Source organism: Caulobacter sp. GW821-FHT10E02 (assembly GCF_059415225.1).
This window is the reverse complement of the sequence record NZ_JBWKMV010000003.1, coordinates 909,241-926,472: the sequence shown is the minus strand read 5'-3', so window position 1 is coordinate 926,472 and position 17,232 is coordinate 909,241. Positions and strand designations below refer to the sequence as shown.

The window sequence follows — 17,232 nt, the reverse complement described above, 5'->3', positions numbered from 1 at the left end:
ACTTCCCTGTTCGCATGGGGAGGCTTAAATCCTCCCCATGCGCCAGACCTTCGACGAATCCACCGACCCGTCCTTCGGACCCAAGCACGTCCCGCTGATCCGCGCCGCCATGGCCGCGCAGGGCCTGGACGGCTTCCTCGTGCCGCACGAGGACGAGCACCAGAACGAATATCTGCCCGCCGCCAATGACCGCCTGGCCTGGGCCAGCGGCTTCACCGGCTCGGCCGGAGCCGGCGTGATCCTCAAGGACCGCGCCGCCGTATTTGTCGACGGCCGCTACACCCTGCAGGTCCGCGACCAGGTCGACCAGGGCGTGTTCGAGATCCGCGACCTCGTCGAGGGCGGCGTCCCGGCCTACCTCGAGACCACCGACAAGGGCGCTGTGATCGGCTACGACGCCCGCCTGCACAGCCCCTCGGCGCTGGAAGGCCTGAAGGCCGCCGCCCACCGCGCCGGCGCGACCCTCAAGCCCGTCGCCGCCAACCCGATCGACCAGGCCTGGGGCGAGGCCCGTCCCGCCCAGCCGATGGCCCCGGTCGTGCCGCAACACGTCGAATATGCCGGCGAGGACTCTAGCTCCAAGCGCGCCCGCGTCGGCGCGTCCATCGCCGCCTTTGGCGCCGATGCGGCGGTGATCACCGCCCCGGCCTCGATCGCCTGGCTGTTCAATGTCCGCGGCGGCGACGTCATCCGCTCGCCCCTGCCGCTGGCCCAGGCGATCCTCAACGCCGATGGCACAGCGCGCCTGTTCCTGGAGCCGGCCAAGGTCACCACCGACCTGCCGGCCTGGCTGGGCAACCAGGTCTCGCTGGAGACGCCGGACAAGCTGGCCGAAGCGCTGGGCGACCTGTCGGGCAAGGCCGTGGTCGTCGATCCGGGCCAGTCCTCGGCCTGGTACTTCGACCAGCTGGCCGCCGCCGGCTCGAAGATCGTCCGGGCCATGGACCCCTGCACCCTGCCGCGCGCTTGCAAGAACGGCGTCGAGCTGGACGGCACGCGCGAGGCGCACAAGCGCGACGGCGCGGCCCTTACCCGGTTCCTGCACTGGCTGGCCACCGAGGGCCAGATCAACCCGCCGGACGAGAAGGAGGCCGTCGCCAAGCTGGAAGGCTTCCGCGAAGCCACCGGCAAGCTGAAGGACCTGTCCTTCGACACCATCGGCGCGGCCAACGGCCACGGCGCCCTGCCCCACTACCGCCCGACCGAGCGCTCCAACGAGCGCGCGGCCCTGGGCTCGCTGCTGCTGGTCGACAGCGGCGGCCAGTATCTGGACGGCACCACCGACGTCACCCGCACGGTGGCGATCGGCGAGCCGAGCGCGGAGATGATCAACCGCAACACCCTGGTGCTGAAGGGCCACCTGGCCATCGCCCGCTTGCGCTTCCCGGCAGGCACCACCGGCTCGGCCATCGACGCCCTGGCGCGGATGGCGCTGTGGGCCCACGGCCTGGACTACGACCACGGCACCGGCCACGGCGTCGGCGTCTATCTGGGCGTCCACGAGGGCCCGCAGCGGATCTCCAAGGCCCCGAACCTCATCGCCCTGCAGCCCGGCATGATCGTCTCGAACGAGCCCGGCTACTACAAGGACGGCGAATACGGCATCCGGATCGAGAACCTGGAAGTCGTCATGCCGGCCGAGGACGTCCCCGGCGGCGACCGCCCCATGCACCGCTTCGAGGCCCTGACCCTGGCCCCGATCGACCGTCGCCTGATCGACAAGGCGCTACTGACGGCCGAAGAGGTGGCGCAGTTCGACGCCTACCACGCCCGCGTACTGCGCGAGATCGGGCCGCGGGTCGAGCCGGAAATCCGGGCCTGGATGGAAGAGGTCTGCGCGCCGCTGTGATTGTAGCCCCTCTCCCCTTGCGGGAGAGGGTGGCCCACGCAGTGGGTCGGGTGAGGGGTCGCACGGCGCCGCCGAGAAACCCCTCATCCGTCGGCTACGCCGACACCTTCTCCCGCAAGGGGAGAAGGAAACTAACTACTTCAGGCGCGTCCACTTCTGCGTCTTGCACAGAGGGGCGACGATGCAGCCCTTCAGCTTCAGTTCGTTGTCGCTGAGCAGCTCGATCGTGCCCGAATAGGTGCCGCCGTCTTCGGGGTTGTAGACCTTGCCACCGGTCCACTTGGTCGGACCGCCGGTGAAATCGTACAGCATCTGCAGGTTCTTCAAGGGACGGCCGCGCTGGGTCTCGTCCTTGTTCTTGACGTCCTTGCGGGTCGGGTCGGTCTTGATGTGGTCCGAGGTCACCAGCTTGCCGCACAGGCTGTTGCCGCAGCGGGCGATCTCGACCTGGCCGCCGTTGCCGGGCGTGGCCCACAGGCCGGTCACGTCGGCGGCGAAGGCCGAGCCCGACACCAGAGTCAGGGCGGCGGCGATCATGGCGGTGCGGAACATCTGTTTCTCCCTAGTAGCGCGTCTTCCAACGCGCGTTTAAGTCCCTCGTTGCGCGATCCCTTCACTCCAGACAAGGCCGAAGGCGAAAACGAGGCGGGAATTGCGGTTGTGGCGATCCGCCTCAGCCCCAGGCGCGGGCCTTTCGCGCGCTGACCGCCCCCTTCGGCGGCGTGTAGCCGTCGTGGTCCAGCCGTCCGAGCGTCATGCCCAATCGCCCTGGCAGGTCGCGCACCTGGGTGACGCCGTTCAGGCTCATGGCCGCCAGCGCCACCCGCCCGCAGGCATAGGCGTCGGCCGCCGCGTCGTGGTGGGCGAAGTCGACGCCCAGATGGCCGCAGACCACGTTCAGCTTGTGCGACGGTAGGTCGGGCCAGACGCCGCGCGCCACCTGCACCGTACACAGATAGTCGAAGCCCGGCGCCCGCACGCCGTAGTGCTCGCAGGTCCGGCGGATCACGCTGACATCGAACGAGGCGTTGTGGGCCAGGACCAAAGCGCCTTCGAGCTCGGGCCGCAGGCGCTCCAGCACGTCCGGCCACTCCTCGGCGTCCTCCACATCCTGGGGGCCGATGCCGTGGAAGGCGATGTTGAAGCGCGCGAAGCGGTTGCCGGGCGGACGGATGTAGTGGTGCTCGATCCGCGCCACCTCGCCGTCCTCGATCCACGCGAGACCGATGGAGCACGGGCTGGACCGCTGTTCGTTGGCGGTCTCGAAGTCGAGCGCGATGACCTTCATTTGGCGACCATGTCCAGCCACTCGTCCTCGGTCATCACCTGGATGTTGAGCTCGGTCGCCGTCTTCAGCTTGGAGCCCGCGCCGGGGCCAGCGACCACGAGGTCGGTCTTCTTCGAGACCGACGAGGCGACCTTTGCCCCCAGGCTCTCGGCCTGGGCCTTGGCCTCGTCACGGGTCATCTTCTCCAGCGAACCGGTGAAGACGATGGTCTTGCCGGCCACGGCGGTGTCGGTCTTGGGCTTGGCGACCGGCTGGATGTCCAACTGCTCGACGAGGTTGGCGACCTTCTGGCGGTTGTGCTCCTCGGCGAAGAACCGAGCCAGCGACTGGGCGGCCACGGGGCCGACGCCATCGACGGCCGCCAGGTGCAGATAGTCGTCGCCCGGCGCGCCCGAGGCGGCCTCGACCAGGCCTTGGGCGAAGGCGTCCCAGGTGCCGTAGCGCTGGGCCAGGGCCGCCTTGGCGGGCTTGGTCAGCTTGGGCACCGCGTGGCCGATCTTGATCTCCAGGTCGGGGGCTTCGGGCCAGGGATCGGCGATCAGGCCGCCCTTCCCCGCCTCGATCAGTAGGTCCAGCGCCTTGGGGCCGACGCCCTGGGCGGTGGAGAGCTCCAGATAGGTCTCGCCCGGTAGGCCTTTGGCGGCGGCCTCGGCGGCGGCCTGCAGGTCCTCGAAGCGGTCGAAGTTGCGGGCCAGCACGGTGGAGGTCGTCTCGCCGATATCGCGCGCGCCCAGGCCGTAGATCATCCGGTCCATGCCGATCGTGCGGCGGGCGTCGATGCCCTTGATCAGATTGGCGACCGAGGTTTCGCCATAGCCGTCGCGCTCGCGCAGGGCCGCCAGCTTCTCCTCGTCCTTGGCCAGTCGGAAGATGTCGGCCGGCTCGGTGATCCAGCCCTCGTCGAAGAAGGCCTGCAGTTGCTTCTCGCCCAGACCCTCGATGTCGAAGGCGCGGCGGGACACGAAGTGGCGCAGGTGTTCGACCCGCTGGAACGGACAGGCGAACTCGCCGGTGCAGCGGCGCACCACCGACTCCTGGCCCGAGGCGTTGACCTCGCGGGCCAAAGCCGTCTTCAGCGGGCAGATGCAGACGTGGGGGAATTCATAGACTGGAGGTTCCGGGTCAGGACGCGCCGCGATGTCGACCTCGACGATCTGCGGGATCACGTCGCCGGCGCGCTGCAGGACGACCGTGTCGCCGATGCGGACATCCAGGCGGGCGATCTCGTCGCCATTGTGCAGCGTGGCGTTGGTCACCGAGACGCCGCCAACGGTGACGGGCTTCAAGCGCGCGACGGGCGTATGAGCCCCCGTCCGACCGACCTGGATGTCGATGGCCTCAAGGATCGTGCGGGCCCGCTGGGCCGGGAACTTGCGGGCGATGGCCCAGCGCGGCGAGCGCGAGACGAAGCCAAGGCGACGCTGCTGCTCCAGGTCGTCGACCTTGTAGACGACGCCGTCGATGTCGAAGTCCAATGTGGGTCGCAGGGTTTCGAACTCAGCATAGACGTCCAGCAGACCCTGGGTGTTCTCGACGCGGCGCGCGGGCGGGGCCGTGGTGACGAAGCCCCACTCTTCGAGCTTCTCCAGCGCGCCCCATTGGGTTTCGGCGAACGGGCCCGACAGGAAGCCCCAGGCGTAGCCGAAGAACCGCAGCGGCCGCTGGGCGCTGATCTTCGGATCGATCTGGCGCAGCGAACCGGCGGCGAAATTGCGCGGGTTGGCGTAGGTGCGCTGGCCGGCCTCCTCGGCGGCGGCGTTGAAGGCGGCGAAGGCCTCCAGCTCGACATAGACCTCGCCCCGGATCTCGATAACGTCGGGCCAGCCCGAACCCTTCAGGCGGTGCGGGATGTCAGCGATGGTGCGCAGGTTGGCGGTGACGTCCTCGCCCACCCGGCCATCGCCCCGCGTCGCGCCCTGGACCAGCACGCCCTTCTCGTAGCGCAGCGAGGCCGACAGGCCGTCGATCTTGGGCTCGGCCGTGTAGGCCACCGTGTCGCTCGGCGACAGGCGCAGGAACCGCCGGATGCGGGCGTCGAACTCGGTCGCCTCGTCGTTGGAGAAGGCGTTGTCGAGGCTGAGCATTGGCACGCCGTGCTCGACCGGCGAGAACTGCTCGGCCCTTGCTGCGCCGACCCGCATGGACGGGGAATTGTCGCGGATCAGGTGAGGAAAGCGGGTCTCGATGTCGAGGTTGCGGCGCTTGAGGGCGTCGTAGTCGCCGTCGCTGATCGTGGGGGCGTCCTGCTGGTGATAGCGCAGGTCGTGGGCCGCCAGCGCGTCGGCCAGATGCTCCAGTTCCTCGACGGCCTGGGCTTCAGTGAGGTCGGCGATGGGGATCAGGGACACGGGGCGAATCCGAAAGGCGGGAAGTCCCGGCACGTTAGCAAATCTGGCGCCGACCTTGCGATACGACGTGAACAGGAGCCCGCCATGTTCAAGTCCGCCACAGTTCCCGCACATGCGCCGCCCTTGGCTGTCCTGTCGCGCGACGGTCCGCTGGACGCCCTGCGCTTCCTGGCGGCGCTGTTCATCGTGCTCTACCACGTGGCCGAGCGGGCCCCGGTGTCGCTGTTCAGCCTGAACCCGGCCTTCGGGCGCGGCTATCTGGCGACCGACTTCTTCCTGATGCTGTCGGGCTATGTGCTGGCCCGCACCTACGGCCCGCGCGTGCTGTCCTCGGACGTCGGCACCCTGGAGTTCCTGAAGCGCCGCGTGCAGCGCATCTGGCCGCCGCATCTGGTGATGCTGGTCCTGTTCGTCGTGTTCTTCGTCGGCACGTCGGCGATCGGTCTCGCCCCGACCAACCCGCAGTGGTTCCAGTGGGACCAGCTGCTGCCGCAGGTGTTCCTGGTCCAGACCTGGTTCGTGCCGGGGATTTCGGGCTGGAACACCCCGACCTGGACCCTGTCGGCCCTGATCGTGGCCTATGCCCTGTTCCCGGCCGTCTGGCGGCGCGTGGCCGTGGCCAAGCGGCCGCTGCAACTGCTGGCCCTGGGCGTCTGCGCCTGGCTGGTCATCGACTATGCGGCGCTGATGGTCTTTGAAGTCCCCGGCTACCAGCTGCCTCTGCGCTTTGGCCTGATCCGGGGCGTGCCGCTGTTCATGATCGGCCTGCTGGTCGCTCGCCTGCCCGTGACGACCCTGGCGCGTCGGCAGGCTTTGCCGCTGGCGATCGCGACCCTGGCGGCCGTCATCGGCATCCAGGCCCTGGGTAAGTTCGACCACTTCAGCTTGGCCCTACTGGGTTTCCTGATCTACGCGGCCGGCGCGTCCAAGCCGCGCGCCTGGCGCTGGGCCGGCGCGGCGGGGAAGCTGTCGTTCTCGCTGTTCCTGACCAATACGCTGACCGCCGTGGTGTGGTTTGGCGTGGTGCGGATGGTGGAGGCCAAGCTCGGTCTGCCGTCGGCGGCGCAGTGGGCGCTGTGGGCGCTGGCGATCCCGGCGACGATCGTGGCGGCTTGGGTGTTCGAGCGTCTGGTGGACGCGCCGCTTCAGACGTGGATCAAGGCTCGCACCCAGACCGCGCCTGCTCCGGCTAGCGCGGCCGCGACGGCCTAGGCCATCAAGGCCCGCGCCGCCGCCCGGGCGGCTTCGGTAACCTCGGCGCCAGACAGCATCCGGGCGATCTCTTCTTCGCGCTCAGCGGGGCTAAGCGGCTCCACCTTCGTCCGGGTCGAGGTGTCGTCGCCCGACTTCGATATCCGCCAGTGCGCGTCGCCGCGCGCCGCCACCTGGGCCGAGTGGGTCACCACCAGCACCTGGGCGTTGGCCGCCAGGCGCTTCAGGCGCAAGCCGACGGCGTCGGCCACGGCCCCGCCGACGCCCTGATCGACTTCGTCGAAGATCATCAGCGGCTGCGGACCGCCGCCGCGTCCCGCCAGCGCCGCCTTCAGCGCCAGGGCGAAACGGGCCAGTTCGCCGCCCGAAGCGATGGCCTCCATCGGCCCGAACGGCGCGCCGGGGTTGGTCGAGATCTCGAAGGCGATGCGGTCCAGGCCCGTCGGGCCGGCGCGGTCTTCCGCCAGCGGTTCGACGGCGACGCGGAACCGGGCCTTTTCCAGCTTCAGCGGGGCCAGCTCGGCCTCCACGGCCTTGGCCAGGGCGTCGCCGGCGGCGCGGCGTTCGGCCGACAGGGCCTCGGCGGCGTAGAGATAACCCTCGCGTGCCTCGGCGGCCTCGGCGTCGGCGGCCTTCAGGGCGTCCTCGGAGGTCTCGATGGCTTGCAGGCGGGCGGCGAACTCGGCGCGCTTGGCCGGCAGGTCCTGGACCAGGATGTTGAGCTTGCGGGCCATGCCGCGCAGGGCGAACAGGCGCTCTTCGGCCTTTTCCAGACGATCGGGTTCGAACTCGAAGCTCTCGGCCACCGTATCGATGGCGGCGCTGGCCTCTTGCGCCTCGACCAGGGCGCGATCGACGGCGTCGCAGGCGGCCTGCAGCCGGACCATGGCCGCGCCGTCGGCGGGGGCGCCGGCCTGGAGGGCGCGGTCGCGGGCCCGTTCCAGGGCGCGATAGGCCTGGGCCAGCTTGCCCGAGAAGTCGCTGCCCAGGGCGTCCTGGGCCGTGGCGACGTCGGTGATCACCTTCTCGGCCGAGCTCAGCAGCGCCCGCTCCTCGGCCAGGCTGTCCTCCTCGCCCTCGCGCGGGTCGAGGCGATCCAGTTCGGAGAGGCGGAGGGTCAGTTCCTCGGTCTCGGCGGCGGCGCGGCTGGCAAGATCCCGCAGGCCATCGGCCTCCTCACGGGCGGCGCGCCAGGCGCTCCAGGCGCCGCCGACGGCCCCGACGCTGACGCCGCCGAAGGCGTCCAGCAGGGTGCGGTGGGTCTTGGGATCCAGCAGGCCGACGGTCTCGTGCTGGCCGTGGACCTCAAGCAGCAGCGCGCCCAGGTCCTTCAGCACCCCGACGCTGGTGGCCTGGTCGTTGACGAAGGCGCGCGAGCGGCCGTCCGGCGACAGCTGGCGACGCAGGACCAGATCCTCGTCGCGGCCGTAGTCCAGGCCCTTCTCGTCGAGATAGGCGAAGGCGGGGTGATCGGCGGCCAGGGCGAACATGGCGGTGGCCGAGGCGTGACCGGCGGCCCCCCGGCGGACCAGTCCGGCGTCGGCGCGGGCGCCGGTGGCCAGGCCCAGGGCGTCGAGGATGATCGACTTGCCGGCCCCGGTTTCGCCGGTCAACGCGGTCAGGCCCTCGCCGATGGCCAGGTCCAGGCTCTCGATGAGCACGACGTCACGGATGGAGAGGCCGATCAGCATGACGCGCAGGATCGCCGGGAATCAAAGTTTTTCAAAGAGAAATTGAGAACGGAACGAGCACAAACCCGTTCCGTCGCTCGCCTTTACATGCCCAGAACGCCCATCAGACCCTTCTTGGTCTTCTTTTCGCCGGGCGGCGCCAGGGTCGTGTCCTTGTCGCGCGACAGGGCGCGCTCCAGGGCGTTGCGCTTGGCGCCGGCCTTCAGAGGCTCGACGGCGGGACGCAGGCCGTTGTCGTTGAGCAGCTTGTAGGCATCGGCGTACCAGCGGTCGCCCGGGAAGTTGTAGCCCAGGACCGCACCGTTGCGCTTGGCTTCCTCGCCCAGGCCGATGGTCAGATAGGCCTCGACCAGGCGGTACAGGGCTTCGGGCGTGTGCGAGGTCGTCTGGTGACGCTCGATCACGGTCTTGAAGCGGCCGATGGCGGCCAGGGTCTGGCCGTTCTTCAGGTAGTAACGGCCGATGGCCATTTCCTTGCCGGCCAGCTGGTCATTGACCATGTCGATCTTCAGGCGGGCGTCCTGGGCGTACTCGGTGGTCGGGTAGCGCTGGACGACGTCGCGCAGCGAGGCCAGGGCCTGCTCGGTGGCGGCCTGGTCACGGTTCACGTCGACGATCTGCTCGAAGTAGCAGATGGCCTTCAGATAGTAGGCGTACTGGGCCGACGGGTTGCCTGGATACAGCGAGATGAAGCGGTCCGAGTCGCCGATGGCGTCGGCATACTGGTTGCCCATGTAGTGGGCGTAACCGGTCATCAGGATCGAGCGGCGCGACCATTCCGAATACGGGTGCTGGCGCTCGACCTCGCGGAAATAATCGACGGCTTCGTTCCAGTTGCCGCGGTCCAGACGGTTGGCGCCCGTGGCGTAGAGCAGCTCGACCGGGCGCTCTTCGTAGGCGAGGGTCGGCTTCTTGGCCTTGCCCGCGCAGCCCGCCACCGACACGGCGACCAGCATAGCGGCGATCGTGACGGCCGAACGTCCCTTGAAATTACGAAGCACGGAGTCTCTCACCCTCGAAGCAAACGTGCGCCCCAGCGCCGTGCAAGGCTTCTACACCACGCCGTCGAAGGCGCAAATGCGAACGCCGAGCCCGACTCCCGGAGACGCTATCTAGACCGCTTCGGCCAGTTCCGACGCGAGGGCGCGTAGGCGCCAGGCGCGCGGCTGGGCCATCAATGCCCGAACCACGGCGTTATTGAGGCCGTGACCGGCCAGGACGCCTTGGAAGCGGCCCAGCAGGGGCTTGCCCAGCACGTAGAGGTCGCCGATGGCGTCCAGCGCCTTGTGGCGAACGAACTCGTCCGGACGGCGCAGGCCTTCCGGGTTCAGCACGCGATCGCCGTCGATGACCACGGCGTTTTCCATCGAGCCGCCGCGGGCCAGGCCGATGGCGCGCAGGGCCTCGACGTCGCGAACGAAGCCGAAGGTGCGGCAGTCGGACAGTTCCGAACGGAACGATTCTTCGTCGACGACCAGGTCCACGGCCTGACGACCGATGGCCTTGGAGCCGAAGGCGATCTCGAAGGCGACCTCGAAGCGGTCCGACGGGGTCAGGCTGGCGTGCTTGTCGCCCTCCTCCACCGTGATCGGCGCGAGAATTTCAATGTACTGGCGGACGGCTTCCTGACGGCGGCGGCCGGCGCGGTCCAGGATCTGGACGAAGGGCTCGGACGAGCCGTCCATGATCGGCACTTCCGGGCCGTCCAGCTCGACGACGCAGTTGTCGATCGACAGGGCCGCCAGGGCCGCCATCAGGTGCTCGATGGTCGAGACGCGGACGTCGTCGCCGTTGCAGATCACCGTACCGAGTTGCGTTTGGCAGACCGACTGGGCGGTCACGGGCACGCGGTTGTCGCGGTCCTGCACATCGGTCCGCACGAAGACGATCCCCGCGTCGGGGGCCGACGGACGCACCGAGACGCGCACGTGCGCGCCCGTGTGCAGGCCGATCCCCGCGAAGATCACCGGTCCTGCGACCGTGTGCTGAAAATAACCCGAAGCCGACACTAGAGACACCTATCGTTCGATGGACGACTCTGCGGTCGTCCTTTCGCCCCGACTACCACTTAGGAAGGATGCTGCGTCGCGGCAAAGCAAAGTCTGTTTCGGATTGTTACGCGCTAAGCGACTGACTTGATTACAGTTTTGTCACGCATACGCATGCGCCGAAACAGACCGTCGGTCGACGATCCGTGCTCGGGAATCTTATGCCCGGGCTCCCCTAGCCCCTCGGCGAAAGCGGGACTACGCTCCGCCGCCAAAGGGATAACCGTTTCCGGGAATTTCGGTTTCATGATCAAGAGCTTGCGTCTCGCTGCATCCGCCGCGGTCCTCACTATCGCCCTCGCGGGGGCCGCTCACGCGCAGGCTCCCGCCAAGCCTCACGTCTTCACCGCCAAGGACATGGCGAGCCTCGATCGTCTTTCCGATCCGCGCGTCTCGCCCGACGGCCGCTACGTGCTCTATTCGGTCCGGACCATGAACTATCCGGCCAACAAGGCGGCCATGTCGCTGTGGGTCGCCGACCTGAAGGCCAAGATGATGCCGCGCCGGCTGGCGATCTCGGACGGCGGGGCCGCCAACGGCCGCTGGAGCGCCGACGGCAAGACCATCTGGTTCTCGTCCAGCCGCGCGGGCGGGACCGAGCAGGTGTTCAAGACCGACGTCACGGGCGAGACCGCGACGCAGGTGACCTCCACCCCGTTCGACGTCCAGGCCTTCAAGGTCGCCCCGGACGGCAAGACCATCGTCGTGGGCCTCGCCGTATTCCCGGACTGCGCCGACTTCGCCTGCACCGAGGCCAAGCTGGCCGCCAAGACCGCGACCAAGGCCACCGGCGTGGTGTTCGACCGCCTGTTCGTGCGCCACTGGGACACCTGGAACGACGGCACCAAGAACCACCTCTTCGCCTACACGCTGGACGCCAACGGCGTGGCGGCGGGCCAGCCGATCGACCTGATGAAGGGCTTCGACGGCGACACCCCGACCAAGCCCTATGGCGACGACGCCGACTTCACGATCAGCCCGGACAGCAAGAGCGTCAGCTTCTCGGCCAAGATCGCCGGCAAGGACGAGCCCTGGACGACCAACTACGACATGTGGGGCGTACCGCTGGACGGCTCGGCCAAGCCCGAGAACGAGACGGCCGGCAACAAGGCCTGGGACACGACCGAGATCTGGTCGCCCGACGGCAAGCTGGCCGCCTATCGCGCCATGAAGCGCCCGGGCTTCGAGGCCGATCGCTTCGGGATCATGATCTGGGACGAGACCACCAAAAAGGAACGCGAACTGGCCCCGACCTGGGACCGCTCGGCCGACTCGATCGCCTGGAGCCGCGACGGCAAGACGATCTACGCCACCGCCCTGGACGTCGGCCAAGGCAAGCTGTTCGCCATCGACGTCAAGACCGGCAAGGTCACTGCGCTCACGGGCGAGGGCCACGTCACCGCCTTCGACGTCGGGCCGAACGGCCTCGTCTACGCCTCCGATTCGATGAAGAGCCCCTCGGAGCTGTTCATGCTGCCGGCCAAGGGTCCGCCGATCCGCATCGCCAGCGTTTCCAGCGAGGCCCTGAAGGACGTCGCCTGGGGCGAGCCCGAGCAGTTCAGCTTCAAGGGCTGGAACGATGAAGAGGTCCACGGCTTCGTCGTGAAGCCGGCCAATTTCGATCCGGCCAAGAAGTATCCGGTGGCCTTCCTGATCCACGGCGGCCCGCAGGGCTCGTTCAGCAACAGCTGGTCGTACCGCTGGAACCCGCAGGTCTACGCCAATGCCGGCTACGCCGTGGTGATGATCGATTTCCACGGCTCGACCGGCTACGGCCAGGCCTTCACCAATGCGATCAGCCGGCACTGGGGCGACCGCCCGCTGGAGGACCTGCAGAAGGGCTGGGCCTTCGCGACGTCGAAATATTCGTTCCTGGACACCGACCGCGCCTGCGCCCTCGGCGCCTCGTACGGCGGCTACATGGTCAACTGGATCGCCGGCAACTGGAACCAGCCCTGGAAGTGCCTGGTCACCCACGACGGCGTCTTCGACACCCGCGCCATGGGCTACGCCACCGAGGAGCTGTGGTTTACCGAGTGGGAGAACGGCGGCGCGCTGGGGGCTGCGAACACCACCTACGACAAGTTCAATCCGGTCGACCACATCGGCCAGTGGACCAAGCCTCAGTTGATCGTCCAGGGCCAGCTGGACTACCGCATCCCGGTCGAACAGGGCCTGGGCGCCTTCACCGCCCTGCAGCGCAAGGGCGTGCCCAGCAAGCTGCTGTACTTCCCGAACGAGAACCACTGGGTGCTGAAGGCCCAGAACTCGGTGCAGTGGCACAAGGAGGTGCTGGACTGGCTGGATCAGTGGACGGGGAACGTTCGCCCCGGCAAGTAGGCCTCTAACCTAGAGACGGCCCGTCGCCACCGCGAAGGTGAGGCGGGCCTTCTTTTCGAGATCGCCAATCTCGCGCCCCTTCAGATAGGGCCGCACCAGCGCCGCCGGGGCTACCGCCGGGAAGGCCGCCACGGACAGGCCCTTCACTTCACCGCGCGCCGCCTTCAGCTGAACCTCGACCCGCACGGCCACGTCCTCAAGCGTCCAGGCCTCAGGCAGCCGCGACTTCCCTACCTGCTTCAACCGCCACAGCCCTGTCAGCCCGAACGCCCGCGCCGCGCCCTTCACGGCGTGCGGGTCCGCGCTCGGGTCCAGCCGCCGGGCGGCCAGCACCGCCAGCGCTCCGGCCGTGGCGTCGACATAGGCCAGCACCGCCGCCTCGTCCTTTAGCGTACCTTCGTCCAGGTCGGCGAACCGCGCCTCGGCCAGCGCCGCCAAAACGTTCGGGTCAAAGCCCGACGCCGCCAACGCCTCGACGTTGGGATGCTTGCGCGGCGCCTTGCCGGCGGCGATCTCTTCCATCGCCTCGCGCCACCAGGTGATGCGGATCTCGCCCATGAGGGCGTTGGAGACGCCGCCCGCCACCCGGGCCAGTTCGTAGTTCAGGCCGTAAAGCGCGATGACGTCGGCCCGCGCGGCCAGATCGCCGATGAACCGGCTGGCCAGCCAGCGGTCGGGATCGACGCGGCGGACGAGATCGTCGAGGGTTTCGGTGTCGGCCATGGTCTTCAAACGGAAAAGGGCCCGCCAAGGCGGCGGGCCCTCCCCTTACAGCGTGTTGCGTCGGGCGTCAGCCGAAGACGGTCTGGTTCATCGCCATGGTCGCCAGCATCGGCAGGCTGAGCAGCGTGTTGGTGCGCGAGAACAGCATGGCCAGCTTGGCGGCCTTGGCCTTGGCGTCCGCGTCGGCCTCGACGAGGCCCAGGGCGATCTTCTGGTTCGGCCAGATCACGGCCCAGACGTTGATGAACATCACCGTGGCCAGCCACATGCCGGTGCCGATGAAGGTGTACTGCATGTCGACGCCGGGGGTGTAGCCGCCGGCCAGGCCCAGGGTCGCCGCTTCCAGCAGGTAGCCGCGGCTGAAGGCCAGGATCACACCCATCACCCAGGTGAACAGCGCCGCCCAGCGGAACCAGAACAGGGCTTCGGGCGCGATGTACTTGCTGACCGCCGGCTTCAGCTCGGCCGGGATCTGCGGCATCACCCGGATCTGCACGAAGTTGAAGTAGTACAGCAGCCCGATCCACAGGATGCCGAACATCACGTGCAGCCAGCGGAACACGGCCTGGAAGAAGATCGCGCCATGCCCGTCGGGGCCGTGCGAGTAGCCAATGACGATCACCAGGGCCAGCACGAAGCTGACGATCATGGTGTTGCGGAAGTTGGAAAGCAGTCCAGACATCGGTTTCCCCCTCGGATCCCTATTGCTTGAACGGGACCATAGGGGTGTTTCGAGAGTCGGGTAAAGTTTGGCAGTTTTACTGATCAGACCGCGATCAGCGCCGCGGCCAGCCTGCGGCCTTCGCTGGCCAGGACGTTGTAGGTCCGCGCGGCCGCTTCGGTGCTCATGAACTCGAGGCCCAGGCCAGCGGCCTTCAGGGCGTCGCGGACGGCGCGCGGTGGCAGGCCGTTGCTGAGACCCGTGCCCAGGAGCACGAACTCCACGGCCCCGCCGGCGGCGAACACTTCGGCGAAGTGCTCGGGCGTCAGGTCGGCCAGCGACACGGCGGCCCAGTCTTGCGGCTGATCGTCGATGATCAGCAGCGAGCCGGGCCGCCAGTCGCCGGAGACCCGGAAGCCGCCGCCGCCCCAGGCGTCGATGGAGGGCGGCTGACGCATCAGGGGCGCGAGGCCGCGCCGAGCTTGATCGGCGTGGCTTCGTCGTCGTTACGCTTCACGCCCCAGATCAGGATCATCGGCAGCGCGATATAGATCGACGAATAGGTGCCGATGACGATGCCGAAGATCATCGTGAAGACGAGCGGGAACAGCACCGGGCCACCGAAGGCCATGGTGCCGCCCAGGGCCAGCAGGGCCGTGGTGCCGGTGATGATCGTCCGCGACAGACGCTCGTTCTCCGACAGGTCGATGATGTCGCGCAGCGGGGTGGTCTTGTACTTGCGCAGGTTCTCTTTCAGACGGTCGAAGGTGATGACCTTCTCGTTCATCGAATAGCCGATGACCGTCAGCAGGGCCGCGATCTCGGTCATCGAGAACTCGATGCCGCAGACCGACAGCAGACCCAGGGTCAGGACGATGTCGTGGATCACGGCCACGACCGCGCCCGTGCCGTACGACAGGCCGAAGCGGAACCAGATGTAGCCCAGGGTCAGCAGCAGGGCGACGCCCAGGGCCTTGAAGCCGGACATCAGGAGTTCGCCCGAGACCTTGGCGCCCACTTCCGAGCGGCTGGTCACCTTCAGGTCGGGGAAGCGCTTGATCAGCTCGGCCTCGACGTGCTTGGAGGCGTCGCTGGGCTTCTCGTTGGCGGCCGGCAGGAACTTGACCATCGCCGTGTTCGGCGAGCCGAAGCCCTGGACCTGGCCGTCATGGGCGCCGATCTGGTCCAGCGCCGTGCGCAGCTGGGCCAGCGGAGCCGGACGCGACAGCGACACTTCCAGGGCGACGCCGCCCTTGAAGTCGATGCCAAGGTTCAGGCCCTGGAAGACCAGCAGGCCGATCGAGGCGACCACCAGGATCGCCGAGAAGACGGCCGCCACCGGCGCCCAGCGCACGAAGCGGAAGTGGGTCGAACGCGGGATGTAGCGAATGAGGGGCCAACGCATGGTCGGATCTCCTATGCGATCGGCAGCTTCTTCGGCTTGGTGGTCTTGAACCACCAGCCGATGAGCACTTGGGTGATGAAGATGGCGGTGAACAGCGACGTGAACACGCCGATCACCAGGGTCCAGGCGAAGCCCTTCACCGGGCCCGAGCCGAAGCTGAACATGATCAGGCCCGAGATCAGGCTGGTGATGTTGGCGTCCAGGATCGAGGTCAGGGCCAGCTTGTAGCCGTGGTCGGCCGCGGCCATGGGCGTGCGCCCGGCGTTGGCCTCGTCGCGCATGCGCTCATAGATCAACACGTTGGCGTCGACGGCGACGGCCAGGGTCAGGATCAGACCGGCGATGCCCGGGAAGGTCAGGGTCGCCTGGGTCATCGACATGATGCCGACGATCAGCAGGACGTTGACCACCAGGGCGATGGCCGCGAAGCCGCCGAACAGGCCGTAGGCCAGGATCACGAACACGAACATCGAGGCCGCGCCGATGGCCAGCGAGATCGAGCCGGCCTTGACGGCGTCGGCGCCGAGCTCGGCGGTCACGGTGCGCTGGTCTTCGATGTTCAGCGGAGCCGGCAGCGCGCCCGAGCGCAGCAGCAGGGCCAGCTCGTTGGCGCTCTCGGCCGTGAAGTTGCCGGTGATGATGCCCGAACCACCCGGCAGGGCCGAGTTGATGACCGGGGCCGAGATCACCTTGTTGTCGAGGACGATGGCGAACTTCCGGCCGATGTTGCGGGCGGTGGCGTCGCCGAACTTCTTGGCGCCCAGGCCATTGAAGGCGAAGGCGACGGCCGGACGGCCGTTCTGGTCGAAGGTCTGCGAGGCGTTGGTCAGGTCTTCACCCGACACCAGGGCGCGCTTCTTCAGCACGTAGTACTGGGCGTAGCCGTCCTCGCTCTGGGCGACCATCGTGCCCGGAGGCAGGCGACCGGCCTGGACATCCTCGGGCGTGACCGTGTCGTCGACCATCTGGAAGGTCAGCTTGGCGGTCTTGCCGATGACGCTGCGCAGCTTCTCGGGATCGCTCTCGCCGGCCGCCTGGATCATGATCCGGTTGGTGCCCTGGCGGTTGATCGAGGGCTCCTTGGTGCCCAGGCTGTCGATCCGGCGGCGAACCGTCTCGATCGACTGGTCGACGGCCTTGGCGGCGTCGGCGCGCTGGGCTTCCGGCACGAAGGTGACTTCGATGCGGTTGTCGCCCTTGCCCGAGACGGTGACGTCCTTGCCGCCGATCACGCCGGCCAGCGGCGCGCCCAGGTTCTTGCGCAGCAGGTTCAGCGCCGCGTCGTAACGCGAGGCGTCGCCGATGCGGACGCTGATGACCTCGCCCTGCTGGGCCAGTTCGCCGAACGGGATCTGCTCGCCGCGCAGCTGGGTGCGCGTGTCTTCCATCAGGTTGGACAGACGCTCGCGGTGCAGCGCGTCGGTGTCGACCTCATAGAGCAGATACGAGCCGCCTTGCAGGTCGAGGCCGAGATTCAGCTTCTGGTGCGGCAGCCAGCCGGGCATGGCGTCCAACGTCTTCTGAGGAAGGACGTTGGGCAGGGAGAACAGGATGCCGAAGATCACCGACAGGGTGACGGCGATGATCTTCCAGCGGGAGAGGGTCAGCATGGATCAGGGACTTTTCAGGCGACGCCGCGACGGACGCCTCGAGACGGGTTGGGTATC

14 protein-coding genes are annotated in these 17,232 nt (G+C 68.1%); 3 read left to right on the top strand and 11 right to left on the bottom strand.

Annotated features, from left to right (window positions below; all coding sequences use genetic code 11):
- Positions 1 to 37 precede the first annotated feature (37 nt).
- Positions 38 to 1,849 (top strand): aminopeptidase P family protein, encoded by a 1,812-nt coding sequence (locus AC07NI_RS19565; RefSeq protein WP_494622148.1) that lies wholly within the window; start codon positions 38 to 40, stop codon positions 1,847 to 1,849.
- Positions 1,850 to 1,984: 135 nt separating this feature from the next.
- Here the strand turns inward: AC07NI_RS19565 and AC07NI_RS19560 are convergent, their stop codons facing one another.
- From AC07NI_RS19560 to ligA, 3 genes are all read right to left on the bottom strand, one after another.
- The gene (locus AC07NI_RS19560) at positions 1,985 to 2,401 is read right to left on the bottom strand and encodes a DUF2147 domain-containing protein (RefSeq protein WP_494622146.1); all 417 of its coding nucleotides are present in this window, start codon (positions 2,399 to 2,401) and stop codon (positions 1,985 to 1,987) included.
- Positions 2,402 to 2,522: 121 nt separating this feature from the next.
- On the bottom strand, positions 2,523 to 3,158 hold the full coding sequence (locus AC07NI_RS19555) for a 3'-5' exonuclease (RefSeq protein WP_494622144.1): 636 nt from the start codon (positions 3,156 to 3,158) through the stop codon (positions 2,523 to 2,525).
- Positions 3,134 to 5,485, bottom strand: coding sequence for an NAD-dependent DNA ligase LigA (gene ligA / locus AC07NI_RS19550; protein WP_494622142.1), 2,352 nt, complete (start codon positions 5,483 to 5,485; stop codon positions 3,134 to 3,136). The genes AC07NI_RS19555 and ligA overlap by 25 nt, the downstream gene beginning before the upstream one ends.
- An 84-nt stretch (positions 5,486 to 5,569) precedes the next feature.
- Here ligA and AC07NI_RS19545 point away from each other — a divergent pair, with 84 nt between their 5' ends.
- Positions 5,570 to 6,697: an acyltransferase family protein gene (locus AC07NI_RS19545; RefSeq protein ID WP_494622140.1), complete on the top strand. Its 1,128-nt coding sequence runs from the start codon at positions 5,570 to 5,572 to the stop codon at positions 6,695 to 6,697.
- Here AC07NI_RS19545 and recN read toward each other — a convergent pair.
- The 3 genes from recN to lpxC all read right to left on the bottom strand — a co-directional run bounded on the left by recN (position 6,694) and on the right by lpxC (position 10,397).
- The gene (recN, locus tag AC07NI_RS19540; RefSeq protein WP_494622138.1) at positions 6,694 to 8,388 is read right to left on the bottom strand and encodes a DNA repair protein RecN; all 1,695 of its coding nucleotides are present in this window, start codon (positions 8,386 to 8,388) and stop codon (positions 6,694 to 6,696) included. The genes AC07NI_RS19545 and recN overlap by 4 nt on opposite strands.
- Before the next feature lie 83 nt (positions 8,389 to 8,471).
- The gene (locus AC07NI_RS19535; RefSeq protein WP_494622136.1) at positions 8,472 to 9,401 is read right to left on the bottom strand and encodes an outer membrane protein assembly factor BamD; all 930 of its coding nucleotides are present in this window, start codon (positions 9,399 to 9,401) and stop codon (positions 8,472 to 8,474) included.
- Between the two features lie 99 nt (positions 9,402 to 9,500).
- On the bottom strand, positions 9,501 to 10,397 hold the full coding sequence (gene lpxC, locus AC07NI_RS19530) for a UDP-3-O-acyl-N-acetylglucosamine deacetylase (protein WP_494622135.1): 897 nt from the start codon (positions 10,395 to 10,397) through the stop codon (positions 9,501 to 9,503).
- Between the two features lie 285 nt (positions 10,398 to 10,682).
- Between lpxC and AC07NI_RS19525 the strand changes: the two genes are divergently transcribed.
- Positions 10,683 to 12,776, top strand: a complete 2,094-nt coding sequence (locus AC07NI_RS19525) for a S9 family peptidase (protein WP_494622133.1) — start codon at positions 10,683 to 10,685, stop codon at positions 12,774 to 12,776.
- Between the two features lie 9 nt (positions 12,777 to 12,785).
- Here AC07NI_RS19525 and AC07NI_RS19520 read toward each other — a convergent pair whose 3' ends face one another.
- The 5 genes from AC07NI_RS19520 to secD all read right to left on the bottom strand — a co-directional run bounded on the left by AC07NI_RS19520 (position 12,786) and on the right by secD (position 17,175).
- Entirely contained in the window at positions 12,786 to 13,499 is a 714-nt protein-coding gene (locus AC07NI_RS19520) for a squalene/phytoene synthase family protein (RefSeq protein WP_494622131.1), read from the bottom strand.
- A 67-nt stretch (positions 13,500 to 13,566) separates the two neighbouring features.
- On the bottom strand, positions 13,567 to 14,181 hold the full coding sequence (locus tag AC07NI_RS19515; protein ID WP_494622129.1) for a urate hydroxylase PuuD: 615 nt from the start codon (positions 14,179 to 14,181) through the stop codon (positions 13,567 to 13,569).
- An 83-nt stretch (positions 14,182 to 14,264) separates the two neighbouring features.
- A complete protein-coding gene (locus tag AC07NI_RS19510; RefSeq protein WP_494622127.1) occupies positions 14,265 to 14,618 on the bottom strand; it encodes an Mth938-like domain-containing protein in 354 nt (117 codons plus the stop codon).
- Positions 14,618 to 15,565, bottom strand: a complete 948-nt coding sequence (gene secF / locus AC07NI_RS19505; RefSeq protein ID WP_494622125.1) for a protein translocase subunit SecF — start codon at positions 15,563 to 15,565, stop codon at positions 14,618 to 14,620. Before secF ends, AC07NI_RS19510 begins: the two co-directional genes overlap by 1 nt.
- Positions 15,566 to 15,576: 11 nt before the next feature.
- The gene (gene secD, locus AC07NI_RS19500) at positions 15,577 to 17,175 is read right to left on the bottom strand and encodes a protein translocase subunit SecD (RefSeq protein ID WP_494622123.1); all 1,599 of its coding nucleotides are present in this window, start codon (positions 17,173 to 17,175) and stop codon (positions 15,577 to 15,579) included.
- Positions 17,176 to 17,232: the final 57 nt, after the last annotated feature.

What these genes read in the sequence shown, in the direction of transcription:
- AC07NI_RS19560 (WP_494622146.1), bottom strand. Translation starts at nt 2,401, where the DNA reads ATGTTCCGCACCGCCATGATCGCCGCCGCCCTGACTCTGGTGTCGGGC.
- AC07NI_RS19545 (WP_494622140.1), top strand. Translation starts at nt 5,570, where the DNA reads ATGTTCAAGTCCGCCACAGTTCCCGCACATGCGCCGCCCTTGGCTGTC.
- AC07NI_RS19520 (WP_494622131.1), bottom strand. Translation starts at nt 13,499, where the DNA reads ATGGCCGACACCGAAACCCTCGACGATCTCGTCCGCCGCGTCGATCCC.
- secD (WP_494622123.1), bottom strand. Translation starts at nt 17,175, where the DNA reads ATGCTGACCCTCTCCCGCTGGAAGATCATCGCCGTCACCCTGTCGGTG.
- AC07NI_RS19515 (WP_494622129.1), bottom strand. Translation starts at nt 14,181, where the DNA reads ATGTCTGGACTGCTTTCCAACTTCCGCAACACCATGATCGTCAGCTTC.
- AC07NI_RS19565 (WP_494622148.1), top strand. Translation starts at nt 38, where the DNA reads ATGCGCCAGACCTTCGACGAATCCACCGACCCGTCCTTCGGACCCAAG.
- AC07NI_RS19510 (WP_494622127.1), bottom strand. Translation starts at nt 14,618, where the DNA reads ATGCGTCAGCCGCCCTCCATCGACGCCTGGGGCGGCGGCGGCTTCCGG.
- recN (WP_494622138.1), bottom strand. Translation starts at nt 8,388, where the DNA reads ATGCTGATCGGCCTCTCCATCCGTGACGTCGTGCTCATCGAGAGCCTG.
- secF (WP_494622125.1), bottom strand. Translation starts at nt 15,565, where the DNA reads ATGCGTTGGCCCCTCATTCGCTACATCCCGCGTTCGACCCACTTCCGC.
- AC07NI_RS19525 (WP_494622133.1), top strand. Translation starts at nt 10,683, where the DNA reads ATGATCAAGAGCTTGCGTCTCGCTGCATCCGCCGCGGTCCTCACTATC.